This window comes from Sunxiuqinia dokdonensis, assembly GCF_001270965.1.
Taxonomy (GTDB): domain Bacteria; phylum Bacteroidota; class Bacteroidia; order Bacteroidales; family Prolixibacteraceae; genus Sunxiuqinia; species Sunxiuqinia dokdonensis.
The window spans coordinates 82,130-108,558 of the sequence record NZ_LGIA01000171.1; the positions used below are offsets into that span (position 1 = coordinate 82,130).

Annotated in this window: 31 protein-coding genes; 20 read left to right on the top strand and 11 right to left on the bottom strand. The window is 45.5% G+C overall.

Annotation, left to right across the window (positions count from 1 at the left end):
* Positions 1-189: 189 nt before the first annotated feature.
* The 3 genes from NC99_RS14280 to NC99_RS14290 are packed head-to-tail and all read right to left on the bottom strand — an operon-like array spanning position 190 to position 2,946.
* A complete protein-coding gene (locus NC99_RS14280) occupies positions 190-651 on the bottom strand; it encodes a hypothetical protein (RefSeq protein WP_157624911.1) in 462 nt (153 codons plus the stop codon).
* 34 nt (positions 652-685) lie between these two features.
* Positions 686-1,849 carry an HNH endonuclease family protein gene (locus tag NC99_RS14285; protein ID WP_053184916.1) on the bottom strand — a complete coding sequence of 388 codons (1,164 nt, stop codon included), beginning with the start codon at positions 1,847-1,849 and terminating at the stop codon, positions 686-688.
* A complete protein-coding gene (locus NC99_RS14290; RefSeq protein WP_053184918.1) occupies positions 1,846-2,946 on the bottom strand; it encodes an adenine-specific methyltransferase EcoRI family protein in 1,101 nt (366 codons plus the stop codon). The genes NC99_RS14285 and NC99_RS14290 overlap by 4 nt, the downstream gene beginning before the upstream one ends.
* Before the next feature lie 287 nt (positions 2,947-3,233).
* On the opposite strand from NC99_RS14290, the gene NC99_RS14295 reads away from it, so the two are divergent.
* Entirely contained in the window at positions 3,234-3,938 is a 705-nt protein-coding gene (locus tag NC99_RS14295; RefSeq protein ID WP_053184920.1) for a hypothetical protein, read from the top strand.
* Between the two features lie 585 nt (positions 3,939-4,523).
* On the opposite strand, the gene NC99_RS14305 is transcribed toward NC99_RS14295, so the two are convergent.
* The 3 genes from NC99_RS14305 to NC99_RS14315 form a co-directional block, all read right to left on the bottom strand.
* Entirely contained in the window at positions 4,524-4,883 is a 360-nt protein-coding gene (locus NC99_RS14305; RefSeq protein WP_157624913.1) for a hypothetical protein, read from the bottom strand.
* A gap of 40 nt (positions 4,884-4,923) precedes the next feature.
* A complete protein-coding gene (locus NC99_RS14310) occupies positions 4,924-6,477 on the bottom strand; it encodes a glycine--tRNA ligase (RefSeq protein ID WP_053184930.1) in 1,554 nt (517 codons plus the stop codon).
* 134 nt (positions 6,478-6,611) lie between these two features.
* A complete protein-coding gene (locus NC99_RS14315; RefSeq protein ID WP_053184932.1) occupies positions 6,612-6,872 on the bottom strand; it encodes a hypothetical protein in 261 nt (86 codons plus the stop codon).
* A 139-nt stretch (positions 6,873-7,011) separates the two neighbouring features.
* On the opposite strand from NC99_RS14315, the gene pyrH reads away from it, so the two are divergent.
* The 19 genes from pyrH (at position 7,012) to NC99_RS14405 (ending at position 22,611) form a co-directional block, all read left to right on the top strand.
* Complete coding sequence (pyrH, locus tag NC99_RS14320) at positions 7,012-7,722, top strand: UMP kinase (protein ID WP_053184935.1); 711 nt, start codon at positions 7,012-7,014, stop codon at positions 7,720-7,722.
* A 108-nt stretch (positions 7,723-7,830) separates the two neighbouring features.
* Positions 7,831-8,394 carry a ribosome recycling factor gene (frr, locus tag NC99_RS14325; RefSeq protein WP_053184938.1) on the top strand — a complete coding sequence of 188 codons (564 nt, stop codon included), beginning with the start codon at positions 7,831-7,833 and terminating at the stop codon, positions 8,392-8,394.
* Positions 8,395-8,764: 370 nt separating this feature from the next.
* Positions 8,765-9,547, top strand: a complete 783-nt coding sequence (locus NC99_RS14330; RefSeq protein ID WP_053184941.1) for a histidinol-phosphatase HisJ family protein — start codon at positions 8,765-8,767, stop codon at positions 9,545-9,547.
* A 108-nt stretch (positions 9,548-9,655) separates the two neighbouring features.
* Positions 9,656-11,566, top strand: coding sequence for a 1-deoxy-D-xylulose-5-phosphate synthase (gene dxs / locus NC99_RS14335; RefSeq protein ID WP_053184944.1), 1,911 nt, complete (start codon positions 9,656-9,658; stop codon positions 11,564-11,566).
* A 66-nt stretch (positions 11,567-11,632) separates the two neighbouring features.
* Positions 11,633-12,790 carry a sensor histidine kinase gene (locus NC99_RS14340; protein WP_082326498.1) on the top strand — a complete coding sequence of 386 codons (1,158 nt, stop codon included), beginning with the start codon at positions 11,633-11,635 and terminating at the stop codon, positions 12,788-12,790.
* Between the two features lie 137 nt (positions 12,791-12,927).
* Positions 12,928-13,470 (top strand): YceD family protein, encoded by a 543-nt coding sequence (locus NC99_RS14345; RefSeq protein WP_053184952.1) that lies wholly within the window; start codon positions 12,928-12,930, stop codon positions 13,468-13,470.
* Between the two features lie 12 nt (positions 13,471-13,482).
* Positions 13,483-13,668, top strand: coding sequence for a 50S ribosomal protein L32 (rpmF, locus tag NC99_RS21660; RefSeq protein ID WP_082326499.1), 186 nt, complete (start codon positions 13,483-13,485; stop codon positions 13,666-13,668).
* A 245-nt stretch (positions 13,669-13,913) separates the two neighbouring features.
* Positions 13,914-14,915, top strand: a complete 1,002-nt coding sequence (locus NC99_RS14350) for a beta-ketoacyl-ACP synthase III (RefSeq protein WP_053184955.1) — start codon at positions 13,914-13,916, stop codon at positions 14,913-14,915.
* A 28-nt stretch (positions 14,916-14,943) separates the two neighbouring features.
* Entirely contained in the window at positions 14,944-15,411 is a 468-nt protein-coding gene (locus tag NC99_RS14355) for a MaoC family dehydratase (RefSeq protein WP_053184958.1), read from the top strand.
* A gap of 220 nt (positions 15,412-15,631) precedes the next feature.
* Entirely contained in the window at positions 15,632-16,015 is a 384-nt protein-coding gene (locus NC99_RS14360; RefSeq protein WP_053185035.1) for a bactofilin family protein, read from the top strand.
* Entirely contained in the window at positions 15,984-16,208 is a 225-nt protein-coding gene (locus NC99_RS14365) for an AtpZ/AtpI family protein (RefSeq protein ID WP_053184961.1), read from the top strand. Before NC99_RS14360 ends, NC99_RS14365 begins: the two co-directional genes overlap by 32 nt.
* 8 nt (positions 16,209-16,216) lie before the next feature.
* On the top strand, positions 16,217-16,591 hold the full coding sequence (locus NC99_RS14370) for a hypothetical protein (protein WP_157624915.1): 375 nt from the start codon (positions 16,217-16,219) through the stop codon (positions 16,589-16,591).
* Positions 16,592-16,665: 74 nt separating this feature from the next.
* The gene (atpB, locus tag NC99_RS14375) at positions 16,666-17,757 is read left to right on the top strand and encodes a F0F1 ATP synthase subunit A (protein WP_053184965.1); all 1,092 of its coding nucleotides are present in this window, start codon (positions 16,666-16,668) and stop codon (positions 17,755-17,757) included.
* Positions 17,758-17,781: 24 nt separating this feature from the next.
* A complete protein-coding gene (gene atpE / locus NC99_RS14380; RefSeq protein WP_053184969.1) occupies positions 17,782-18,075 on the top strand; it encodes an ATP synthase F0 subunit C in 294 nt (97 codons plus the stop codon).
* A 76-nt stretch (positions 18,076-18,151) separates the two neighbouring features.
* Entirely contained in the window at positions 18,152-18,646 is a 495-nt protein-coding gene (locus tag NC99_RS14385) for a F0F1 ATP synthase subunit B (protein ID WP_053184972.1), read from the top strand.
* A 4-nt stretch (positions 18,647-18,650) separates the two neighbouring features.
* A complete protein-coding gene (atpH, locus tag NC99_RS14390) occupies positions 18,651-19,202 on the top strand; it encodes an ATP synthase F1 subunit delta (RefSeq protein WP_053184975.1) in 552 nt (183 codons plus the stop codon).
* Positions 19,203-19,216: 14 nt separating this feature from the next.
* Complete coding sequence (gene atpA, locus NC99_RS14395) at positions 19,217-20,794, top strand: F0F1 ATP synthase subunit alpha (RefSeq protein WP_053184977.1); 1,578 nt, start codon at positions 19,217-19,219, stop codon at positions 20,792-20,794.
* A 63-nt stretch (positions 20,795-20,857) separates the two neighbouring features.
* Positions 20,858-21,739 (top strand): ATP synthase F1 subunit gamma, encoded by an 882-nt coding sequence (gene atpG / locus NC99_RS14400; protein WP_053184980.1) that lies wholly within the window; start codon positions 20,858-20,860, stop codon positions 21,737-21,739.
* A 131-nt stretch (positions 21,740-21,870) separates the two neighbouring features.
* A complete protein-coding gene (locus tag NC99_RS14405) occupies positions 21,871-22,611 on the top strand; it encodes an EcsC family protein (RefSeq protein WP_053184983.1) in 741 nt (246 codons plus the stop codon).
* A gap of 231 nt (positions 22,612-22,842) precedes the next feature.
* On the opposite strand, the gene tsf is transcribed toward NC99_RS14405, so the two are convergent.
* From tsf to NC99_RS14430, 5 genes are all read right to left on the bottom strand, one after another.
* A complete protein-coding gene (tsf, locus tag NC99_RS14410; RefSeq protein ID WP_053184986.1) occupies positions 22,843-23,670 on the bottom strand; it encodes a translation elongation factor Ts in 828 nt (275 codons plus the stop codon).
* Positions 23,671-23,702: 32 nt separating this feature from the next.
* Positions 23,703-24,500, bottom strand: a complete 798-nt coding sequence (gene rpsB, locus NC99_RS14415) for a 30S ribosomal protein S2 (protein ID WP_053184989.1) — start codon at positions 24,498-24,500, stop codon at positions 23,703-23,705.
* A 111-nt stretch (positions 24,501-24,611) separates the two neighbouring features.
* Positions 24,612-24,998 carry a 30S ribosomal protein S9 gene (gene rpsI / locus NC99_RS14420; RefSeq protein ID WP_053184992.1) on the bottom strand — a complete coding sequence of 129 codons (387 nt, stop codon included), beginning with the start codon at positions 24,996-24,998 and terminating at the stop codon, positions 24,612-24,614.
* A 2-nt stretch (positions 24,999-25,000) separates the two neighbouring features.
* A complete protein-coding gene (gene rplM / locus NC99_RS14425; RefSeq protein WP_053184995.1) occupies positions 25,001-25,459 on the bottom strand; it encodes a 50S ribosomal protein L13 in 459 nt (152 codons plus the stop codon).
* A gap of 329 nt (positions 25,460-25,788) precedes the next feature.
* Positions 25,789-26,310: a DNA-3-methyladenine glycosylase gene (locus NC99_RS14430; RefSeq protein WP_053184998.1), complete on the bottom strand. Its 522-nt coding sequence runs from the start codon at positions 26,308-26,310 to the stop codon at positions 25,789-25,791.
* Positions 26,311-26,429 lie beyond the last annotated feature (119 nt).

The following is a 26,429-nucleotide window of genomic DNA, read 5'->3' on the forward strand; positions in this document are numbered from 1 at the left end:
CCACCATTTAGGAACCGGCGATTAAAAATCGCCGCACCCGGCTGCTTTCCGCGCCAATGCATGTGAACGAGTCATTCTGAACTTGTTTCAGAATCTGTCAGCTTTCTTCCTTAGGTCAAATATATGATTTCGTTTCAGTGAATTGCCAGCCGATTAAAGATTAGCGCGAGCTAGAGCCTTGATAACCGTTTACAAATTGGTGCCCGATTTGGGCAGCAGAAAATACTTTTGAAAATTGAAATCGGAGCCTATTGAAACCAATTCAAATGCAAGGTGAAGTTCGTTGACCGAACGCCAGGTACGGTCTGTTAGTACTAGCCTGAATTCCCCGTAATCGAGCAGCGCAATCATGGCTTTGCCAAACTTTGTTTTCGATAATAGGCAAGCTGGCAAAAGACTATCGTAAAGTTGAAGGTCTTTGGCGAAATCGTTAATGATATTGAGATGATTGGGCAGAGTCCCGTGAAACCAGAGCTCCTTATCGTATTCATCGGCTGCTTCAATCGATTCCTTCAGGTAACGGAAACTCTCTTCATCGGGTTTAAACCGGAGCCCATTATCCAATTTTTTCAGAATTGCCTCCGACATGGAGTTTACACCATCTAAAAATTGGCCATTGCCCGAGCTTGTTATAAAAATCGCTACTTTCATTTTTTTTAGATTTATTGTTTTACTACTAACTCTATTACCGATTCCCCTTAGCGCGATTGTGCGTTTTGCACAACATTTGGCAGTTTTTAACATCCGTTGCGCCGCCTTTGCTCCAGGCCGAAACATGGTCGGCATCCATTTCTGCCAATTTCCAGATCTTGCCCTTGTTGGCATCGTGCCCAAGGGCGCATAGCGGACAGTTCGACTGGCCTTTTGCTTCAGCCGCTTTGGTTTGTTTGGTATAGACCGACCTTTTGGTGGCGTCGTCGAAAACCCGAACATCGAGCAACTTACTGTCGACCGACCCACCAAGGATGTATTCGAAAATACCTCTGCGGTTTTTCACATACGGATCGCCGTATAGCCGTTGAACTTCCGCTGAAACCTTTTTCGGGTCGTAAGGGGTACGGTGATGTTCTTCGTACAGTCGGCCCCATTCCTGCCCACACATCTCTTTTTCCACATCGATAAAAACCCCCGACACCCAATCGATCACGCTGTTGAAATAAGTTTTCAGCTCTTTGATGTTCGAATCGTAACGGTGGCGGCTCATGTAATCCACAATGTTGCCTTTACTCACCCAGTCGAGCGCCCGCTCCAGAAACTCCTGCCGGTTGGCACTGCCTTTAATGTAGGCGCTCCATTTTTGGATGTTGGAGTTTTGCGTATTGCTAAACTCTTCCTTGGCCCGCGTAACAAAAGGGCCTGAAAAAATGGCGTTGTTTACTTCCTGTTCGTTGAGTGGAACACCCGCGATGTTGATGGTTCGGAACCACTCTTTGATCTCGCTTTCCTCGCCCTCACATTCGTAAATCAGCAACGGGGTTTCGAGTATTTTCTTTTGCTTGTCGGCGGCAAGACTGTCGAAGTAATGGGGTTTACCGTTTGGATCGATTACCGCAAATTTGTTGGTCACGTATCGGCCAAAGCTGGTAATGCGTTGCTGCCCGTCGAGCACTTCAAATTTATCGTCGGCTACTTTTACAAAATAGATGAGCCCCAACGGGTATCCTTTCAGGATGGATTCAATCACGGCCACATCTTTTTTACCATCGGCATAAATGTAATTGCGCTGGTACTCGGGCTGAATGGTAAGTTTGCCGCTCAAACCAAAAAGGCCTTTGCCTTCGAGTTCATTATAAAAAAAGCCTTCACAAATGGCTGCAACAGTGATTTCGGTTTTTAGGGTTGTTTTCATGAGGTTTTCTTTTTGATAACTAAACGGTCGTACATTCTGCGATAGGTTCCATCTCCGTTCGACAAATAAAAACGTGGGCCACCTTGCATATAAGTGCCTTTCTTCGCCACTTCCGATATTGGTACTCCCAATGCTCTGCTTGAACCAATAATCTCGAACTGCTCAGGGCTATATTTATCAAGAAAACTAATCGGCACACCCATTGCCCCGTCATAATCATTCGGAATGGCATCGGTAAATGGCACTTCAATGGCATCGTAATTAACATACCGGTCATACGAATCTTTCCCTTTGAGCTCCTTGTGCTTGCTGTATTTCAGATTCTCTTCCATCGACATTAGGGCTAAGGGCTGGTGACGCCTGCCATGGTCAAGGTTGGTAAGCCAGATTGATGATACATTTTTCATGTCTGTTCCATCGATAACTTTATCGACATCATCCGGATTCTTTGTTTCAAACCACATACCACCCGACCATTCTGTCCGCCCAGACCAAATCTTATTTTCTTTGAACAATGGAAAGACTTCCTGATACGTAACACAATTCTTATTGCCCACAATTACAAACTGCTTATCCGCTTCTAAAATCCAGGCTAAAAATTCGCGAAACAGCGAGAACGGCGGGTTGGTAATAATGATGTCGGCATCGTCGCGCAGTTTTCTAATTTCGTCGCTTTTAAAATCGCCATCGCCTTCCAGGTAGTGCCATTCCAGGTCGCCCACATCTATCCGACCATCGCCGCTCTTGTCGTGGTCGAGTATAAAAATCTTCCCGTTCTTCTTGGTTTTGTAGGCGTCGTACTGCGGGTCGTTTACTTCGAAGAGCGAGGGCTGGTAGCCGCTTTTGTATTTTTTGCTGTTGGCCGCATAGCTGGTACTAATCAGCTTTTTCAGGCCAAAGCGCTCAAAATTTTGTGCAAAAAAACGGGTAAAGTTGCTCCACTCGGGGTCGTCGCAAGGCAGCAAAATGGTCTTGTCGCGAAATACATCGGGATTGTAGTCGATATAAGCGTTAATTTCTTTTTCAATATCCTGGTACTGGGTGTAAAACTCGTCGTTTTTGGCGCGTTTCGCGTCTCTAAGGTTGCTGTTTGCCATTGCTGGTTTGTTTGGATAATATGCTTGTAATTGTTGTTGCCCGACCCGCTGCTTCAAATTTTAAATCCATCACAAAACCACTTGCGGGCGAGTCATTCCTGTTGCTGATTTTTTTGGTGGCTTAAAATTAACATACTTAATAAAGAAAACAACACAGTAAGCGAACAAATGCGCGACAACCCCAAAAACCTTTTGTAAAACATGAAAAAAGTACTGGACTCGTATTTATATTTTACTGTAATTTTAGTTTCAATAATTTTTATTCATCAACTAACACATTTAAATCCATGACACAACGAAATTACAGCGTGAAAGACGAGGTCATGCTGATGGCCTGTAAGACAATTGTTAAAAACATGTCAATCAACCTCTCCGATTTGAGTTTGGTGCGTTCCAACTGGACCGAAGACTATGTCGCCGGACTGGACACGAAGATCGACACCGCCGTGAACGACTTCCTGGGGCTGGATAAACAAAAACACCTGCGTGCAGCCACCGACCAGGTAGAAGACATCCTGAAACCGGCGATCAGAAACCTGGGCTTTCTGAAAACGCAAATTGAGGTCGATATGGGCAAAGATGCCAAAGAAATTCTCAGAGGGCTTGGGTACACCAAACCCTTGAACGCGCTCGACCAGGAAGGCGTGATTACCCTACTGTATGCCTTCAAAAAAGGCATGACCGACGACCTGAAAGCCCAAATGCTGGCCAAGGGAACCAACCCGGTCCTGATCGACGAAACGATCGGCTATGCGGAAGCCTTACAGCAGGCCAACCTCAGCCAGGAAGTGCTGAAAGGAAGCTCGCGCGAACTGTCGGCCGAGGCGGCGACCGCGTTCAATGATATTTATACCGAGGTCATTGGCATTTGTAAGATTGCTTCGAGAATCTATCACGACGACCCGGTTAAAAAGTCACAATTCACCTTTAACAAGGTGGTCGCGCGCATGGGCGCCAACAACAAGAAAGAAGAAGAACCCGTAGCTGAATAAGCTGCACCAATAATTCCATAGCCGGGTGGTTTCGTGCCATCCGGCTAAAATTCCCCCTCCACCCTCACCCCCAGTCCGTATTATTGCCCCCTAAATTGACACAGGTAAATCTTCACATCATTTCGACCTTGATATACGAAATGAAAATTGGAGAACTACCGAAAGTTTTGACACTCAAGTCCCCCACTTCGCCGGAGGCGAAAGCAGCGCGGGCCGTCAAAGTCGCCCGGGCCGGCGTTGGCGGGAAGGATTTTTGGCGGGTATCCGAGGTTGTGCGCCGGAAAGAAAAAATCCTGACGCGGGGAGAAGGATCACTTTGACAAGATTTTTTTGTTTCGTTTTTTCATCGAATGGAAAAAATGAAATCCGGTCCGGAAGGACAAATTAACTAATCTGAATAAAAAACGTTTTGCGCTGCGGCGCATGCTGGTATAGGAGCTTTTCAAAACCCAGCGATTGCGCCTGATTTGATGCGGTGCCATTGACCCCCTCCCGAGTGCTCGGGATTTCACTGCACCCGAGGCTACTCATATTGAACCCTTTGGGTTCGACACAGTTAATTGAACACTCTTCCTGAACATTACCTCAACTCCGACGGAAACCTCCGCCACACACCTGGAAAGCTCCACAAGGAAGACCGCAAGCTCCCCCACGAAGGTAGACAGTCCCGCCACGTAAACCGCAAGCTCCCCCACGAAGATAGATGGTTCCGCCACGAAGACCGCAAGCTCCCCCACGAAGATAGATGGTCTCGGCACGAAGACCGCAAGGTCCCCCACGGAGGTAGATGGTCCCGCCACGCAAACCGCAAGGTCCGCCACGAAGGTAGACGGCTCCGGCACGAAGACCGCAAGGTCCGCCACGAAGGTAGACGGTTCCGGCACGAAGGCGGAAGACATTTTGGCGGATCGGAACCCGCTGCAGCAAAAAAAGAGGCTGCTTCACCCGAAACAGCCTCTTTTTAATATTGATATTGAATCGTTGCTTACTTTAATTTGGCAAACAACGCTTTGAAATTCACTTGCGAAGCGATGATTCCTTTCAGGTCGGCAATGGCTACACGCTCCTGCAACATGGTGTCGCGGTGGCGAATGGTAACCGTTGCATCCTCCAGTGTTTGGTGATCCACAGTAGCGCAGAAAGGCGTTCCAATGGCATCCTGGCGACGATAACGTTTACCGATCGAGTCTTTTTCGTCGTACTGGCAATTGAAATCGAATTTCAGGTCGTCAATAATTTCGCGGGCTTTCTCCGGCAGGCCATCTTTCTTGATCAGGGGCATCACGGCCAGCTTAATCGGAGCCAAAGGTGCAGGCAATTTCAACACCACGCGGGTGTCCTTCTTGCCATTGGCTGCTTCCAGTTCTTCTTCAAAATACGAGGCCGACATGATTTGCAGGAACATGCGGTCGACCCCAATGGAGGTTTCCACCACAAAGGGGACATACGATTTTTCCAGCTCCGGATCGTAGTACTGGATTTTCTTTCCGGAGAATTCCTGATGCTGCGACAAGTCAAAGTCGGTACGCGAGTGAATGCCCTCCACTTCCTTGAAGCCAAAAGGGAATTTGTACTCCACATCAACGGCAGCGTTGGCGTAATGTGCCAGTTTTTCATGCTCGTGGAAGCGGTAGTTTTCTTCGCCAAAACCAAGGGCCTGGTGCCACTTCATGCGGGTTTGCTTCCACTTGTCGAACCATTCGAGCTCCGATCCGGGACGAACGAAAAACTGCATTTCCATTTGCTCGAATTCGCGCATGCGGAAAATAAACTGACGGGCAACAATCTCATTCCGGAAAGCTTTCCCGATTTGGGCAATGCCAAACGGAATTTTCATGCGACCGGTTTTCTGCACGTTCAGGTAGTTGACGAAAATCCCCTGCGCCGTTTCCGGGCGAAGGTACACCTTCAACGCGCCATCGGCCGTTGATCCCATTTCGGTGCCAAACATCAGGTTAAACTGGCGCACATCGGTCCAGTTTCGGCTTCCACTGATGGGGCATACAATTTCCTGGTCCTCGATGATTTGTTTCAGCTCGGCCAGGTTGTTGTCATTTAAGGCTTTTGAAAAGCGGGCATGCAATTCATCCCATTTTTGCTGGTTGGCCAGCACCCTTGGATTGGTTTCGCGGAATTGTTTTTCATCGAAAGCATCGCCAAAGCGTTTTTGCGCCTTCGCCACTTCCTTGTCCATTTTCTCCTCAAACTTGGCCAATTGCTCTTCAATCAGCACATCGGCCCGGTAGCGTTTCTTCGAATCCTTGTTATCAATCAGGGGGTCGTTAAACGCGTCCACATGGCCCGAAGCCTTCCAAATGGTGGGGTGCATAAAAATTGCCGAATCCAGTCCAACCACATTTTCGTGCAGCATCACCATGCTGTCCCACCAATATTTTTTGATGTTATTTTTAAGTTCTACTCCATTTTGTCCGTAGTCGTACACGGCGCCAAGCCCATCGTAAATTTCACTCGATTGAAACACAAATCCATACTCTTTACAATGCGCGATCAGCTTCTTGAAAATATCTTCCTGAGCCATATGTTATTGATGATTAAATGTTGATACTTGATGCTTGATACTGGATACTGGATGCTTGATACTAGATACTGGATGCTGGATACTGGATTAAAACTGAAGAATCACAGATACTGCTCCATGTGCTCTCTCCCCGTTCAATCGACTTCTTCAAAATCGACATACTCCCCTTCATCCTTTGACACTCGTCCGTTTTTATGACGGTCTCTTTCGATGGTCACTTCACCTTCAGGCTTTGAGTTCCGTGGGTCGCGAAAATCGCGATGTTGCTTTGGCTGGTTAATAAACATCGGCAAAACATATTTTGTAAGAATCTTGATCGCGTAATAAATGATCACGATCACAAGCACGGTTCTAAAAAAACCAACCAAAAATAAAATCACATTTAATTGTTCCATATCTCTTGAAAATCAGCGGGCGTAAAATTAGTAATTAATTATGAAACCGGAATTCATTCCTTTAATAAATACCCCTGGCGGGCAATTGGGGTAATTTCATTTTTAGAATATTTCTACCTTTGCGGCAAACGAAAGAAAAATGACCACATACAAACGCGTGCTGTTAAAACTGAGCGGCGAATCGCTCATGGGCGAACAAGCTTACGGTATTGACCAGGAACGACTGAATGACTACGCCATGCAGATCAAGGAAGCGGTAGCCCTGGGGGTTCAGATTGGAATAGTGATTGGCGGCGGCAATATTTTCCGCGGGCTGAGTGGAGCGGCCAAGGGATTTGACCGCGTAAAAGGCGATCAAATGGGCATGCTGGCCACCGTGATCAACAGTCTGGCCCTGAATTCGGCACTCACCGCCAATGGTGTCAAGTCGAAAGTTTTGACGGCGATTCGCATGGAGCCTGTTGGCGAGTTTTACTCGAAAGACAAAGCCATTGAAACCCTGGAACGGGGAGAAGTGGCCATCTTTTCGGCCGGAACCGGCAACCCGTATTTTACAACAGACACCGGCTCGTCGCTACGCGGAATTGAAATTGAAGCCGACGCCATGCTGAAAGGAACACGAGTGGATGGTATTTATACTGCCGACCCCGAAAAAGACCCGACAGCCACCAAGTTTGACCGAATTTCGTTTGATGAAATATACAACCGGGGCTTAAAAGTGATGGACCTGACGGCCACAACCATGTGTAAGGAAAATCATTTACCGATCGTTGTTTTCAACATGGACAAGAAAGGCAACCTGCTGAAAGTCTTGTCTGGCGAGGATATTGGAACACTGGTACACGTTTAATCGATTGATAAAAGTCAATTCCCGATTAAAAAAGTTAAGAAATTCCAAAATTCTTTAATTTTTTCTATATTTGCTCACAGCACAAAAAAACGGACCATTTATTTGGATATGGAAGAAGAATTAGAATTGATACTTGAAGTTTGCAAAGAAAAAATGGACGCTGCCATTGACCATTTAGAAAATGAATTGGTTCATATTCGTGCCGGCAAAGCTTCAACCCGGATGCTGGACGGAATTATGGTGGATTACTATGGAAGTATGACTCCTTTGAATCAGGTTTCGAACTTGAGTACGCCCGACGCACGTAGTATTGCCGTTCAACCTTGGGAAAAGAAAATGATTTCGCCCATCGAAAAGGCAATCATGAATGCAAACCTGGGTTTCAATCCTGAAAATAACGGAGAGATTATTCGAATTGCTGTTCCGCCGCTGACCGAAGAACGCAGGAAAAACCTGACCAAGCAAGTGAGTCAGGAAGGCGAAAAAGCCCGGATCAGTATTCGCGGCGCACGAAAAGAAGCCAACGAAGGTTTGAAAAAACTGCTGAAAGAAGGCTTGTCAGAAGACTTGCAAAAAGATGCCGAAGCAGAAGTGCAGGAGATGACCGATAACTTCGGGAAAAAGGTCGACAGCTTATTGGAGGAAAAAAATCAAGAGATTTTAACGATATAATTGTTTCTAGTTTTCTGTTTTCTGAACATTGTTTAATTGTTTTCATGGCTTTGAGGCAGCTTGTTGAAGCTGCCTCAATTTTTTTGCCCAAGTCTCATCCACTCCTACCTTCCAAAACGAAAATCAGCTTCGACTGACATGATTCAATCGAATTTTCATCAGTAAATAATTAGTTTTTTAATGGCCTGATGGAACTCACATGTTGTTGAATATTATTTTCATTCGTGTTTGTGTGCGGAGCAACATGTTCGTTTCATCCCATTTTTATATTCGTTTGCTTTCATTAATTTTAACACGCAAAACAAGAAGCCGGAATCACAATTTTCATCATCCGTTTGAAACATTCACCTTGTAAATCAAACAATAAACTATGGTAGGATTGGTTGATTATCACATGCACAGCCTTTTATCTGACGGGAAAAACTCCTACGAAGAGATGGTCAAAGCAGCCATTGATTCCGGGCTGGAGGAAGTTGGATTTAGCGATCACGTTTGTCTCAAGCCCGTTGACTGGGCCGTGATGCCCATTGACATTCCGGTGATGACCGAACAAATCCTCGAACTGCGCGACAAATACAGCGCACAAATTAAAGTGCGCTACGGTATTGAAATGGACTATTTCCCCGGCAAGGAAAAAGAAATCCTGAAAATCATCAGCAGTTTGCCACTTGACTATGTCATTGGCTCGGTTCATTTTATTGGCGACTGGAATTTCGACACCGATCAGTCGCTGTACGGAAAATGGACGAATGATGAACTCTACAACATGTACTACGAACTGATCCAACTGGCTGCCAAGTCGGGTTTGTTCGATACCATCGGCCACCTCGACATCATCAAAAAATTTCGCGTTTATCCTGAAAGTGACCAAAGCCAACTTCTGGAACAGACCTTAAAAGTCATCAAAGAAAACAATGTGGTGGTTGAACTCAACACCGGCGGACTGGATCGTCCCTGCGCCGAATTAACGCCCAGCCCAGAGATTGTCACCCTTTGCTACCAACACCACATTCCCATGACCATCTCGTCGGACGCCCACGCCACAAACCAAATTGCCCGCCACTATGAAACGGCCATCAACCTGATGAAAAAGATCGGCTTTGAAGAAATTGTGACCTTTGAAAACCGAGCACGAAAAATGACACGGATTTAGTCATCACTATCAAAACCTCGTGTAGAACATACGCTGTTAAATATAAATCAACTTTTAATTCAGGCTGAAACTAATAGAAATTGTATCTTTGACCCCTAATTTTTTTTCATGGAAGAACCTGTGGGACGTATACTGGAAACGATTCATATTCCATCTGATTTGCGTAAGCTAAAAGTGGAGGATTTAACCCCGCTTTGCGATGAACTCCGACAGTTTATCATTGAAGAGGTGTCGAACAACCCCGGCCATCTGGGCGCGAGCCTCGGCGTTGTGGAACTCACCGTCGCCCTTCACTACGTGTACAATACCCCTTACGATCAGCTGATTTGGGATGTGGGGCACCAGGCCTATGGTCACAAGATTTTAACAGGCCGCAGGGCCGAATTTCACACCAACCGAAAATACAAGGGTATCAGCGGCTTTCCAAAACCTTCGGAAAGTGAATATGATGCTTTTGGCGTTGGACATGCCAGCACTTCCATTTCGGCAGCACTTGGCATGGCCCAGGCCGCAACCGTAAAAAAGGAAAAAGACCGAAAAATTGTCGCTGTTATTGGCGATGGCTCCATGACTGGAGGAATGGCCTTTGAAGGATTAAACAATGCGGCCTGGAACAATTCAGATGTACTCATCATACTGAACGACAACAATATGGCCATCGACCCCAACGTGGGTGGTGTTAGCAACTATTTACTAAACATCTCTAAATCGAGCACTTACAACAAGCTCAAGAATGAGATTTGGGAAGGACTGGGAAAACTCAACGGTTTTGGGCCAAAAGCCAGGCGGCTGGTGCAAAAAACAGAAGGCGCGTTGAAATCCTACCTGCTAAAAGAGTCCAACCTTTTTGAAAGTCTGGGCATCCGCTATTTTGGCCCGGTTGACGGACACGATGTGGAATACCTGGCCCAAGTGTTGCGCGACTTGCGTGCCATCAAAGGTCCGAAGTTACTTCACGTGCTCACCAAAAAAGGTAAAGGTTTTAAGCTGGCCGAAATGAACCAAACGGTTTATCACGCCCCCGGCAAATTTGACAAAGAAACTGGTGAAATCATCGGTTGTGAATGCGAATTGAACAAACCACCCAAGTTTCAGAATGTGTTTGGCAACACGCTTGTGGAACTGGCCGAATTGAACCCCAAAATCGTTGGCGTTACGCCGGCTATGCCCACCGGAAGTTCGCTCAACATCATGATGGAAAAAATGCCCGACCGCGCTTTTGACGTTGGGATTGCCGAACCCCATGCGGTGACTTTCTCGGCTGGCATGGCGATTCAGGGACTGGTGCCTTTTTGCAATATCTATTCCAGCTTTATGCAGCGGGCTTACGACCAAATTATTCACGATGTGGCCATCCAAAACCTGAATGTGGTGTTTTGCCTCGACCGCGGCGGACTAGTTGGTGCCGACGGAGCAACCCATCACGGGGTGTTCGACCTCGCCTACATGCGCAGCATTCCCAACATGATTGTGTCGGCTCCCATGGATGAGATTGAGCTGCGCAACCTGATGTACACCGCGCAACAGGAAAACATGGGGCCTTTCTCGATACGATACCCACGAGGCTGCGGATGTAAGGTTGACTGGCAACAGCCGTTTGAGCTGATAGAAATTGGAAAAGGCCGAACCATTTCCGAAGGCGATGAACTTGCTATTCTAACCATTGGAACCGCTGGAATTGCGGCCTCGCGCGCTGTGAAATCGCTCAAAAATAAAGATATTTCAGTTGCCCATTATGACCTACGGTTTGTCAAACCACTTGACGAAGACTTGCTCAACCAGGTGTTTAAGCAATTCAAAAAAGTCATTACGGTGGAAGATGGCGTAACCCAGGGAGGTTTTGGTTCTGCCGTGATCGAGTTTATGGCTGCCAACGATTACCGAGCCAAATTGGTCCGCCTGGGGGTACCCGATCAGTTTGTTGAACATGGAACGCCCGAAGAATTGCAGCGCGACTGTGGCTTCGACCAAAAAGGAATTTACCAGGCTTGCATGGAATTGCTCCAGCGACCGGAGTAATTTCGTCGGCCTCAATACTTTATTTCAAGACGATTCGTTTAGCAAAATAAACCAACCCATATTACTTTGGAACTCTATTTTAAAAAACGTCGTTGGAAACTCCTCCTTCTCATTTCAGCTGTGCTCATCGGAGCCGGCTCGCTGCTTTACACCAATTGGCTGATTGGCCAAATGTCGGTGCAGGAACGAAAAAGCGTGGAACTTTGGGCCGAAGCCATGAAACGGCTGGTTGACACAGATGATGGTGGAAAACAGGATCTGACATTTCACCAAACCATTATGGGCAACAACACGACAATCCCGATCATCTATACTGATGAGAACGGCACTATTTTAGGTGACCGCAACATCAAATACAATGAAAAACGCAGGGAAACAGTGTTGCAGCATGAACTGGCGAAAATGAAAAGCCAAAAAGCGCCCATTGAAATTGTTCTTTCAGCGAATGTCTCCCAATATTTATATTACCGCGACTCTAACCTGCTGCAAAACCTGCGTTACTTTCCGTTGGTACAGTTCGGCGTAATCATGCTGTTCATCTCGGTCTCCTATTTTGCCTTTAGCACATCGCGAAAAGCAGAGCAAAATCAAGTTTGGGTGGGCATGTCGAAAGAAACCGCCCACCAGCTCGGAACGCCCATATCATCGTTAATGGCCTGGGTCGAAATCCTGAAAATGAAAAACATCGATGAAAACATGATTGAAGAAATTCAAAAAGATGTTTCTCGCCTCGAAAAAATCACCGAGCGCTTTTCCAAAATTGGTTCAGCTCCCGAACTCATCACCAACGATCTGAAACAGGTTTTGCAATCCACGATCAGCTACCTTGAAAAACGATCGTCGAAAAAGGTTCGCTTCGAACTTGGACTGGATGAAACGATTCGCTACGATGTTCCTCACAATGCTGCCCTTTTCAGCTGGGTGATTGAAAATCTATGTAAAAATGCCATCGACGCCATCGAATCCGACGGGATAATCAAACTGCAGTTGTTGCAAAAAAACGATCATTTGATGCTCGATATTTCAGACAATGGCAAGGGCATTCCAAAATCGCAGTTTAAAACCATTTTCGAACCTGGCTTTACCACCAAAAAACGCGGGTGGGGACTGGGGCTTTCGCTTTCAAAACGCATTATTGAGAACTATCATCAAGGTAAAATCTTCATCAGGCAGTCGGAAGTAGGCAAAGGAACCACCTTCCGTATTGTACTGCGACGCCACTGACTTTTCAACATTACTAATTCTGATAATTCCTTGAATGAAAGAATTTTGCAGAAAATAATGGTTTCCTTGTTAAAAAAATCAGATAATTTTCTCCTTTTGTTTATTTTTTATACTTTTGCAACACTTTTTTCCAAGCAATGGCATATTTAAACGCATACAACATTGCACTCAAAGGACTTGCAATTGGCAAGCATGATTTTGACTATCAGGTAGGAAAGCAATTCTTTGAGTATTTCGACGGAGAAATCGCCGGAGACGGCCGCGTTGAAGTCAAGCTGGAACTGGAAAAAAGAAGTGCGTTAATAGTTCTTTGGTTTCATGTAAAAGGAACGGTAAATATACAGTGCGATCGCTGTTTAGACTTGTTTGATCAGCCGATTGAAAGTCAAAACAAAGTGTTCGTCAAGTATGGTGAAGAAAAATTTGAAGATGGCGACGATGTGATCTGGATTGCTCCCGATGAAACCCACATCAATGTGGCCAAACTCATTTATGACTTTATTATTTTATCGATCCCGATAAAACATGTCCATCCGGACGATGCCCGGGGCGAAAGCCTGTGCAATCCGGAAATGCTGGAGAGACTGAACTTCTTGTCTGTAAAGCAAGAATCCGAAGAAGAAAGCCCGGAAACAGATTCCAGGTGGGACGAATTGAAAAAATTATTAGGTAACAAATAAAGACTTTTTAAAATGGCACATCCAAAACACAAAACATCAAAATCCAGAAGGGATAAGAGAAGAACACACTATAAAGCAACGCCATCAACGCTTGCAACGTGTTCAAACTGCGGAACTACCGTAAAATACCATACGGTTTGTCCTGAATGTGGGTATTACCGCGGTAAGCTCGCAATCGAAAAAGACGTTACTGTTTAACCTTCATAGCACGATCAGAAGACAGCCTCTTCTGATCTTTTTTTACCCCTTCAATAAACTTTTCGAACATTTTAATTAATTGTTTTAAAGCGACTTACAGGTATTCTTTTGCCTCATTTTTCTTTGCTGTTCGAATTTTTCACCCTATCTTTCGCAATTATTTTTAACTGAATTTTGTTAATTAACGGCCAATGTGCTTTCATTCAGGAAATGACTGCCGTATTGGATTGAATAAAGAATAAACTATGCGAGATATTCGTGCTGCTATTACGGGCATTGGTGCTTATTTGCCTGAATACAGGCTCACCAATGAAGAGTTAAGCACTATGGTTGAAACCACCGATGAATGGATCATGCAACGCATCGGCATCAAAGAACGACGCATCCTGAAAGAAAAAGGGAAAGCCACATCAGACATGGGAACGGAAGCAGTGAACGAACTGCTGAAAAAAACGAACACCCATCCCGACGAAATTGATTTGGTGATTTGCGCCACCATCACTCCCGACCGTCCGCTGCCGGCAGCAGCCAACGTGATCAGCCGGAAAGCAAGATTGACCAATGCGTGGAGTTTCGATATCAACGCGGCCTGTTCCGGCTTTGTATTTGCCTTAACAACCGGAGTTCAGTTTGTTGAAAGTGGCCGATACAAGAAGGTAATCATTGTTGGTGCCGACATGATGTCGTCGATAACCGACTACACCGACCGGACAACCTGTCCATTATTTGGCGATGGTGCCGCGGCAGTTTTGCTTGAGCCCACGACCGAAGATGTTGGCATTATCGACCACATCAATCACACCGACGGCAAAGGACGCCACTACTTGCACATGAAAGCTGGCGGGTCCAAATTTCCAGCTTCGGCTGAAACCGTTGAAAACCGCATGCACTACGTTCACCAGGACGGCCAAACGGTATTCAAATATGCCGTTTCGCGCATGGCCGATGTAGCCGTCGAAATCATGGAGAAAAACAAGGTCACGCCTGAAAATCTGGCCTGGCTGGTTCCGCACCAGGCCAACATGCGCATTATTGACGCAGTTGCACGCCGCATGAAAATCAGCCCAAAACAAGTCATGATCAACATTCAAAAGTATGGTAACACCACGGCTGCTACCATCCCCCTTTGTTTGTACGATTATGAAAGTCAGCTGAAAAAAGGCGACAACATTATCCTGGCTGCTTTTGGCGCCGGTTTTACCTGGGGCTCCATGTATTTGAAATGGGCCTACGACACAGACCAATAATTTCACAGCAACATAAAAGATACCCCTCATGAGCAGACTGTTAATTCAAAGCCACCAAGAATTCGAAAACCACCTGGGCCAAAAGTTGGGCGTTTCGGAATACCACACGGTAACCCAGGAACAAATCGATAAATTTGCCGAAGCTACGCTTGATTTCCAATGGATTCACACCAATCCCGAAAAAGCAAAAACCGAAGGCGCTTTTGGCAGCACCATCGCCCATGGCTACCTAACCCTTTCCTTACTTCCCTTTATGTGGGAACAAGTGGTGGAAGTGAAGAACTTTAAGATGTTGGTCAACTATGGTATTGAACAGTTTAAATTTAGTGCTCCGGTATTGGTAAACAGCAAAGTACGCACCCATGTGTGGCTACAGGAGTGCACCAACCTTCGGGGAATTAGCCGGATAAAACTTCGGGTTCAGATGGAAATTGAAGGCAACAAAAAACCCGCTTTTGATGGCACCATCATCTTCCTGTATCATTTCAACAATTAACCGGTTTTTTGCCCCACAGACTAAACCTTGGATCTGATCGTTTGCTATAGTAACTGACCCACAATTGTTCCGGTATATAAAACCAAGCTGAGACTTGGTGGTAACCCAAGAAGAAATATCTTCCTGGTTGCTGCCGCACCTTTGGGAGAAGATTGCAGAAAGTCAGACGATTTAAATCCGATTCTTAGTATATTTGATGGTCTTCAAAAAAACAAATAGCATGGCAAAAATAAGCAGCGAAGTTGATTCTCAAGGAATTAACCTAATAGGCAAAGGAACGCGCATTACCGGAGATGTTGCTTCGGATGGCGACATCAGAATAGACGGTGAACTGAACGGCAACTTAGACTGCTCCGGCAGAGTTGTTATCGGCATCACCGGCAAAGTGACCGGAGAGGTTCGATGCAAAGACTCCGAGATATCCGGATTTCAAAAGGGCAAACTTCAGATCGAACAGCACTTGAGCCTGAAATCTTCATCGAAAGTTTACGGAGAAATCAGCACAGGAAAGTTGAGTATTGAACCCGGTGCTTTATTTTCGGGTTCGTGCAAAATGGGTGAACAAATCAAACATGATGAACCCAAAGAACTTAAAAAAGCATAAGCAAAAGTTCGACAGTTTTATCCGATATTCCAGCCTGGCTTTTGAAATGGTCACCATCATGGCACTTGGTGTCTTTATCGGTTTTAAGATTGATCAGTGGCTTGATTTATCTTTTCCGGCTTTTACCCTGGCACTTATGATCATTTCTGTTATTGCCGCCATTTACCATGCCATTAAAAAGTTTCTCAAATGAATGCACTCATGAAGCGATTTATTCTCCGGTCAGTTCTCCTAACTCTTTCACTCGCCTTCACTGCCTGGATTCTTTATAATCAGATCATTCCGCAACACCACTTTAAACTGTGGCCATTTATTCTTATTTTTTTCTTTGCCACAACAAACCTTGTCCACTTTTATTTGTTAAGAATTGCCGGAAGTAACATGCCAAAGTTTACATCGAGCTACATGGTTTTAAGCACAGGGAAAATGTTGTTCTATCTGCTTGTGGCCATTGTTTTTTTTATGGCAGAGCGAGAGCTGGCAAAACTATTTTTAGTCAATTATTTAATCGCTTATGTTTGCTTTACCATATTGGAAGTTGCTGAAATCAGCCGCGTTGTAAAATTGAACAATTAACTTGAAACAATTGATTTTTTTAGTAATTTGGAGGTACCTTTTTTCAAAGTGACATTCAGACTGATTAAAACTTTATGAAAGCAATAAAAAGCCAGAGATACACCGCTTTTATTCTATTTTTTCTTTTAAGCTTTAGCATCACATCAACACCTGCTTTTGCTGAAGGTGACAGCCACGATTCACACTCCAAAGAGTTTATTCCAGGCGAATACATCATGCACCACGTTGCCGATGCTTTTGAATGGCATTTGGCCACCATCGGAGAAACGCACATTACGGTGCCACTCCCCATTATATTGTACAGCAAAACCAGCGGCTGGCACGCTTTTATGTCGTCGAAGTTTGACCACGGAAACACAACCTACAAGAACTTTCGCATTTCGCACCACGGAGAAAACTCCGGGAAAATTGAAGAAGTTAACCAACAAGGAGAAGTGATTGGGCTCCCATTAAACTTATCGATCACCAAGGTGGTCGCCGGAGCACTTTTCAGTGTTGTCCTGCTGCTCCTGATATTTGTTTCCGCAGCCAAATCAGCCAAACGGCGAACCGGACAGGCACCCAAGGGCATTCAAAATACCGTTGAGCCCATCATCCTTTTCGTTCGCGACGAAATTGCCAAACCCGCTATCGGCGATAAAAAATACGAAAAGTTCATGCCCTTTTTGTTGACCTTGTTCTTCTTCATCTTGCTAAACAACCTAATGGGGCTGATTCCCATATTCCCGTTTGGAGCCAATGTTACCGGAAACATTGCCGTCACCATGTCACTGGCATTGTTTACGTTTGCCGTAACCAACCTCAATGGCAACAAACATTACTGGAAAGAAATATTCAACCCCGATGTTCCCATGTGGCTGAAGTTTCCGCTCCCGCTGATGCCCATCATTGAGCTATCGGGTGTAATTACCAAACCCTTTGTTTTAATGGTTCGTCTTTTTGCCAACATGATGGCCGGCCACATGATTGTGACCGTTTTCATCAGCCTTATTTTTATCTTTGGAAAACTCATGGGGACTGCTGCAGGCTTGGCCATCAGCCCGGTATCCATCGTATTTTCACTTTTTATCCTGATGCTTGACCTGTTGGTTTCATTTATTCAGGCTTATGTTTTCACCTTACTGTCAGCCCTCTATTTTGGGATGGCCAAAGCAGAACATCACTAGTTTTAACACTATAAATTAATCTTTATGTTATCAGCTATTTTAACAGTTCTATTGCAAGTAACAGATGTGCTGGATGCCGAAACTGCAGCAGCCACCTTTGAAGGCTTTGCAAAATTGGGTGCAGCGCTTGGAGCAAGTTTTGCTGCCATTGGTGCTGGTATGGGCATCGGAAAAATCGGTGCTGCTGCCATGGAAGCAATCGCACGCCAACCCGAAGCAAGCGGCGACATTCGGTCAAGTATGATCGTATCAGCTGCCTTGATTGAAGGTGTTGCGTTCTTTGCTGTAATCACCTGTGTTTTAGTTCTTTTTGTTTAAAAGAATTGTATTTATTGGTCGTCCCCTCCCGGGATTGCCGGGAGGCTGGACGACAACAACTTAAAAAACAAGAATTATGGGATTTGTTACTCCGGATTTTGGAACCCTGTTTTGGATGACAATCATCTTTGGGATCTTACTCGTTATCCTAAAGAAGTTTGCCTGGAAGCCGATTTTGACAGCTTTAAAGGAGCGGGAAACATCGATCGCCAATGCGCTTTCGTCGGCTGACAAAGCTCGCGAAGAAGTGAAGGACCTGAAAGCAGACCACGAAAAAATTATTGCCCAGGCCAAAAAGGAAAAAGATCTGATTATAAAAGAAGCCCGTGACTTAAAAGATAAACTGTTGGCTGAAGCTAAGACCCAGGCATCCGGCGAAGGACAAAAAATTGTTGCTGCGGCACGCCAGCAAATACAAGCTGAAAAACAAGCAGCCATAAGCGAAATGCGAAAACAAATCGCTGACCTGTCAGTTTTGATAGCCGAAAAAGTCATCCAAAAAGAGTTAAAAGACAAAGCCTCTCAGGAAAATCTGGTTGAAGACCTCCTGAAAGATCTTAAACTACAATAATTTCATGGATCAAAGTAAAGTGACCGTCCGCTATGCGAAAGCTTTCTTCGGCCTGGCAAAAGAAAAACAATTGCTGGATGAGGTGAAGAATGACATGGAAATGATTGGGCAACTGATCAAAACCAGCACCGATCTGCAACTGCTTTTGGAAAGCCCGGTCGTTAAATCCTCGAAGAAAGTCAGTCTTTTGAAAACAATTTTCGAAGGAAAAGTGAATCAACTGACGGTTGATTTTTTAGCCATGGTCGCAGCAAACAAACGGGAGATTTTTACCCAGGGCATTTGCCTGAATTTTGCGGCGCTCTATCGTCAGGATCAGGGGATCAAATCGGCCGTCATTACTACGGCGGTTCCATTACAAGAAGATTTAGTCTCACAAATACAAAAACAGCTCGAAAGCGAATTCAAGACAAAAGTTGAGTTAAGCCAACGAGTAGACACCGAACTCATCGGAGGATTTGTTTTGCGTGTCGACGACCGCCAGATTGACGCCAGCATGGCTTCAAAACTGCGTAGGGTCAAGGAAACATTTTTACAAACTCAAATCAACAAGTAAAAAACTATAAAACAATGGCTGATATAAAACCCGCTGAAGTATCCGCAATACTAAAACAGCAACTGCAAGGCTTTCAGTCGCAAGCCGAATTGGAGGAAGTAGGAACAGTACTCCAGGTTGGTGATGGTATTGCCCGTATCTACGGGCTTTCAAATGTTGAAGCAAACGAAATGCTTGAGTTCCAGGATGGTGTCAAGGGGATTGTTTTGAACCTTGAAGAAGACAACGTTGGCGCCGTACTTTTAGGGCCTTCCGAGGGCATCAAAGAAGGCGACACCGTCAAGCGCCTGCAGCGCATTGCCTCCATCGAAGTGGGCGAAGGCGTCCTGGGCAGGGTGATCAACACCATTGGCGAACCCATTGATGGAAAAGGTCCCATTCAAGGCGAAAAATTTGAGATGCCACTGGAGCGGAAAGCACCGGGAGTGATCTACCGCCAGCCAGTGACCCAACCGCTGCAAACCGGTATTAAAGCCATCGATGCCATGATCCCGATCGGACGTGGACAACGCGAGTTGATTATCGGTGACCGCCAAACCGGAAAAACAGCGGTGGCTATTGACACGATCATCAATCAACGCGAAAATTACGAAGCCGGAACGCCGGTTTACTGTATTTATGTGGCCGTTGGACAAAAAGGCTCCACCGTGGCCAACATTGCAGCGACACTCGAAAAATATGGTGCAATGGATTATACGGTCATTGTTTCGGCAACAGCCTCCGATCCGGCAGCACTGCAATATTATGCACCCTACGCCGGTGCTTCCATTGGCGAATACTTTCGCGATACCGGACGCGATGCCTTGATTATTTTCGATGACCTCTCCAAACAAGCAGTATCGTATCGTGAGGTCTCCTTGCTACTTCGCCGCCCACCAGGCCGTGAAGCTTATCCGGGTGACGTTTTTTACCTGCACTCAAGATTGCTGGAGCGTGCTGCAAAAATCATCGAATCCGATGAGATTGCTTCAAAAATGAACGACCTGCCCGAGTGCTTGCAGGGAAAAGTGAAAGGTGGCGGCTCACTGACGGCCCTGCCCATTATTGAAACCCAGGCCAGCGACGTTTCCGCCTATATTCCGACCAACGTAATTTCGATTACCGATGGCCAGATTTTCCTGGAGTCGAATTTGTTTAACTCCGGCGTTCGGCCAGCCATTAACGTCGGAATTTCCGTTTCGCGTGTGGGTGGTAATGCACAGGTGAAAGCCATGAAAAAGATTTCGGGAACGCTGAAGCTGGACCAGGCCCAATTCCGCGAGCTCGAAGCATTCTCAAAGTTTGGTTCCGACCTCGACGCGGCAACCATGCGTGTGCTCGATAAAGGACGAAAAAACGTAGAAATTCTGAAGCAGGGACAATATGCTCCGATAAAAATTGAGCACCAAATTGCCATTATTTACTGCGGAACCAAGGAACTGCTGCGCACCGTTCCGGTGGAGAAAGTAAAAGCTTTTGAAAAAGATTTTATTGACACCCTGGAAATGGAGCATCGCCCAACACTGGATCAATTGAGAAAAGGAATCCTGAACGACGACATGACCGGAGTTCTGGAAAAAGTAGCAAAAGAAGTAGCAGAACGATATAAATAGTGAAACGATTGAACGATCAAAGTTGCGATTTTGATCGTTCAACCATTCAATCATTTGCAGAAGATGGCCAGTTTAAAAGAAATACGTACACGAATTTCATCGGTAAAAACCACCCGGCAGGTGACCAGTGCCATGAAAATGGTTTCGGCGGCCAAGCTGAAAAAGGCCCAGGATGCCATCCTTCAAATCAGGCCCTATGCCGATAAACTTCACGAAATTCTGAGCTCAATCAGTTCGAGCCTCGAAAATAGCGACGAGTCGGTTTACACGCAGCAGCGGGAGCCCGAAAAGGTGCTGATCATACTGGTTAGCTCCAACCGTGGCCTTTGTGGTGCCTTCAATACAAACATCGCCAAAACGGCTTACGAACTGGCCCTGACCAAATACAACAGACAACTGAAATCGGGGCAACTCGGGTTTTTGATTGTTGGCAAACAAGGCGAAAAATACCTCAAATTGAAAAAGATGCCGGTCGTAGGACAAGCCAACGACTTATTGGACTTGCTGACGTTTGAGCAAACATCAAAACTGGCAACAAACCTGATGGCCGATTTTGAAGAACAAAAGTACGACCGGGTTGAACTGGTTTACAATGAATTTAAAAATGCGGCTGTTCAAATTCCTACGGCAGAACAGTTCCTTCCGGTAGCGATGCAAAATGAAGAAGATGAGTCAACCAGCCATTTCGACTTCATTTATGAACCAACAAAAGAGCAAATTGTAGAGGAGCTCATTCCACGATCGCTGAAAATCCAGTTGTACCGTGCGCTACTCGACTCGAACGCCGCAGAACAAGGTGCGCGCATGACTGCCATGCACAAGGCAACGGACAATGCCACGGATCTGATTAAAGACTTAACCCTGACCTTCAACAAAGCACGCCAGGCAGCCATTACCAACGAAATTTTGGAGGTAACCAACGGTGCCGAAGCGCTGAATGGCTAAATTGAGTCCGTATCTTTTTTTGAAGGAAATAAGCTGTCGTGTTCGCCACCAGCTGTTGGTGTCCAAGATCCCGGACAAACTCAAAACAAATGCGGGTGTAAAACTGTCGTTTTACTAAAACCAGCCAAGCGATGACTAGGAATACTTCCGGTTCGGATGCCTATAGGAAACAGGTGTTGGATGAATTGCATGCCTGGCAACGCAGCATGCAAAAAAAGCCAAGCATACTGAATGAAGCGACTAAAAAGCTTCAGGCAAAAGCAAACCGCATCATCCCCGAAAAGGCCCACCAGGCCATCACCCAAGCCATAAAACACACAACACAGAGCATCATGACCGGTTCCGGACTGATCACGCCACGCCTCGTCTTGTCGGATGCTCCGCTCGAAATGCGCGAAGCCAAAATCATCGACCGCATCAAATTCTACCGCTCAACTGCCGCTGTAGAAGGAGCAGCCACCGGATTTGGCGGAATTTTATGGGGCTTTGCCGACCTCCCACTCTGGATGGCCATTAAAATAAAAATGCTGTTTGAACTGGCCGCCCAGTATGGCTTCGACACACAAGACTACCGCGAACGGATCTTCATCTTGTATGTTTTTCAATTGGCTTTCTCGAGTCAGGAACACCGGAATAAGGTGTATCGACTCATCGAAGACTGGGATAAACACAAACTACCAGACGACAACAATCAACTCGACTGGAGAACCTACTGGGAAGAATACCGCGACCACCTCGACCTGGCGAAACTGTTTCAACTAATTCCAGGTGTGGGCGCAGGAGTTGGAGCGGTTGTTAACTACAAATTGACCACCCGACTGGGCAAGTTTGCCATGAATGCCTATCGCATGAGACTACACCTTCAGTCCTAAAAACGGGAACTGCTTTTCGAGTCGCCCTCATTCACGAAGCCCAGAAGTCACCTTATCAATAAAAAACAGCACCCACTTTTAAAAACCAAATACGAAATCCGTGAAGTCTCTTTTGACGATTCGTTTGATGAAGAGTCCGACTGTTTAAGCGGACCCAAAAAACTATTTCTACAAAAAAAAGGAGCCTCAGCAGAGACCCCTTTTTAAACGTTATTGTGTATTTTGAATGTATTATTCAGATAGGGCAAAACGAACAAACTCAGTGGCTGTCAATCCTTTGTCTACTGACTGAAGGTATTCTTTCACGGTTTGCTTGTTATCCTTCACAAAGGCTTGGTTCAACAAAGTACTTTCTTTGAAGAATTTATTCAAGGCGCCTTGTGCAATCTTATCCAGCATCGCTTCCGGTTTTCCTTCCTGACGGAATTTTTCCTTGGCAATCTCCAGTTCCTTGGCAACGATTTCCGGTGAAACATTGTCTTTATCAACGGCAACAGGGCTCATGGCAGCCACTTGCATGGCCACATCTTTCATCACCTGTGTGTCAACTCCAGCCTGGTTGAAACCGACCAAAGTAGCCAATTTATTTCCCGGGTGAATGTAAGGAACAACCGCTTCTGCTTCTACTTTGGCGAAGAACGACAGTTCAATCTTTTCGCCAATAACACCGGTTTGCTCGGTCACGTGCGATTCGATGGTACGGCCATCAACTTCCAAAGCTTTCAGCGCATCCAAATCGGCTGGCTTGTTGGCAATGGCTGCCTCCAAAAACTTGTTGGTAATTTTCACAAAGTCTTCGTTTTTAGCCACGAAATCAGTTTCGCAGTTCAAAACGACAATTGCTCCGTATTGATTATTCTCACTAACACCGGCCAGGACGACGCCTTCTGAAGCTTCACGATCAGATCGTTTGCTTGCAACCAGTTTGCCTTTTTCGCGGATTATTTGAATAGCGGCATCAAAATCGCCATTGGCTTCGGCAAGGGCGTTTTTACAGTCCATCATGCCGGCTCCTGTTGCTTTACGCAACTTCATTACATCTGCAGCAGTAATTGCCATAATTGATTATTTTTATTTTATTAAAAGAGCAATTATTCTTCGTTTTCATCATCTTTCACTTCAACCTTTTCGGCTTTAGCGGCTGATTTTTTGCTCTTGGCTTTTTTGGGTTTCTCTTCGTCTCCCTCGTTATCGCGTTCCACTTTGCGCTCGTTCAATCCTTCGCTAATGGCATCGCACATCAGGCGAACGATCAGGCGAACCGACTGAGAAGCATCATCGTTGGCAGGAATGATAAAATCAAGTCCTTCAGGATTTGAATTCGTATCGACCATCGCAAATACAGGAATACCCAATTTTTGAGCTTCGCGCACGGCGATCTTTTCTTTCATCACGTCAACCACAAAAAGGGCGGCAGGCAAACGAGTCAGGTCAGCAATACTTCCCAGTACTTTTTCCATTTTGGCCCGTTGACGTGTAATTTGCAACTTTTCGCGTTTTGACAAGTTACTCCAACTGTCTTCCTTTTCCATCTTGTCAATGGAAATCATTTTCTTTACCGCTTTGCGGATGGTTGGAAAGTTTGTTAGCATACCTCCTGGCCAACGCTCAACTACGTAAGGCATATTCACACTCCCTACGGAATCAGCAACGATATCTTTCGCTTGTTTCTTCGTTGCCACAAATAGTATTTTGCGACCCGATTTGGCAATTTGTTTCAAGGCGGCAGCAGCCTCATCGATTTTTACAACTGTTTTTTGTAAGTCGATGATGTGGATTCCGTTTTTCTCCATAAAAATGTACGGAGCCATGTTTGGATTCCACTTTCTTTTCAGGTGGCCAAAGTGAACACCTGCATCCAGTAATTCTTGAAAATTTGTTCTTGGCATCTTTTTACTTTTATAAATAATTTGTTGAAAAGCAACCCCTGAGTAGCTCCAGGTTTACAGGAAGTCTCAGCAGTTTCAGATCCACAGTCATATTTAGATTGAATAATTCGATTAACGTTTTGAGAATTGGAAACGCTTCCGTGCTTTTGGCTGACCTGGTTTTTTACGTTCCACTTCGCGTGGGTCGCGGGTCACAAATCCGGCTTGTTTCAATATTGTTCTTGACTCGGGGTCAATTTCCATCAAGGCTCTTGTAATGGCCAAACGCAGTGCTTCCGCCTGTCCTTTAATACCGCCCCCATCAAGATTCACTTTGATGTCATATTGATCAGCTACACCAACCAGGTTCAATGGTTGCATAACAATATACTGTAGCGTACCATTGGGGAAATATTCTTTTAAATCCCTTTTGTTGATGGTCACATTTCCTTTGCCCTCGCTAAGATAAATACGAGCCACAGCAGATTTTCTACGTCCTAGGGTATTTACTACTTCCATTGTTATAATTTAATCGTGTTTAAATCAATTACTCTTGGATTTTGAGCTTCTTGCTTGTGCTCTGGTCCAACATACACTTTCATGTTTCCATAAACCTTGCGACCCAAGCGATTTTTCGGGAGCATGCCTTTCACAGCTTTCTCAACCAAACGCTCGGGATACTTCGCCAAAATATCCGCAGGTGATTGCTTACGTTGCCCACCAGGATAGCCGGTGTGGCTCAGGTAAACCTTATCACTGATTTTGTTACCTGTTAAACGCACTTTCTCTGCATTAATCACTATTACATTGTCCCCACAGTCTGCGTGAGGTGTAAAGTTGGGTTTGTTCTTTCCTCTCAGGATTTTAGCAACAGCACTGGCCAAACGACCAAGTATCATATCCGTTGCATCAACAACAACCCATTCCTTATTTGCCGTGGCGCTGTTGGCCGAAACGGTCTTGTAAGATAAAGTATCCACTTGCCTTTAATTTTTTTAAATTAACACTAAAAGTTGCAAAAACTTACATTTCAATTGGTTGGGAGGTTTCCGACTTATCAACACCGGGCATGTTAATAAGGTTTCTACCAGCAACATTATCAATTATTTATAAGAACTGCAAGTACGGACAATAATCGGGACTGCAAAAGTATTTCTTTTTTCTTAAAATCCAAACAGAAATGACTGCCGAAAACAAAATTAAATCAAAGATTTACAAGGTGGAAGGTGACAAAAGGAACGCATCGGCAGGTTGACCATCAAAAAACAGCAGCTTCGGAGCGCTAGGACTATGCTTTTACGAATAGCCTTCAGCGGAGCGTGAACCGCCAGGGTTTACTCTGCCAGGGCTCACCGGCATAATGGATTCCAACACGTGCCGAGGTTTTTACATCGAGAGCCGGCGCAGCATCTTCAATCCAAAGCCGGGGCGAAAGAGCAAGATTTTCACCATAAAAAGAGCGGTCGAGCTGGAGTTCGCGCCCCACCCTTCCGGGGCCGTCAATACCTTTCAAACCACGAATCAGCACTGCCGATCCGTTACCAGCCTCTTCCGTCACAAAATTCAAAAGCCAGTACTGTCCATAGATGAGGTACACGTAAATCATTCCGCCGGGCTCGAACATGACCTTCGTGCGTTTGGTCAGACCTTTACTGGCATGGCAGGCCAAATCTTCCTGACCACAGTAAGCTTCGGTTTCCGTAATCTGGTAGCAACGGGTTTCACCGTTATCAAACACGCGAACCAGGGTTTTCCCCAACAATTCGCGGGCAACAGTCAGGGTATCGCTTTGGAAGAAATCGGCAGACAGGCGTTTCGTGACAGGTTTCATACCACGAAGATAAAACTTCCGGCCACACTGCGTAAAGCTTTTACATCTCCTTCGTTTAAGAATATTTAACTAATTACTTGAAAATGACGACCGCTTTTAAACAAAGCTTTATTAATTTT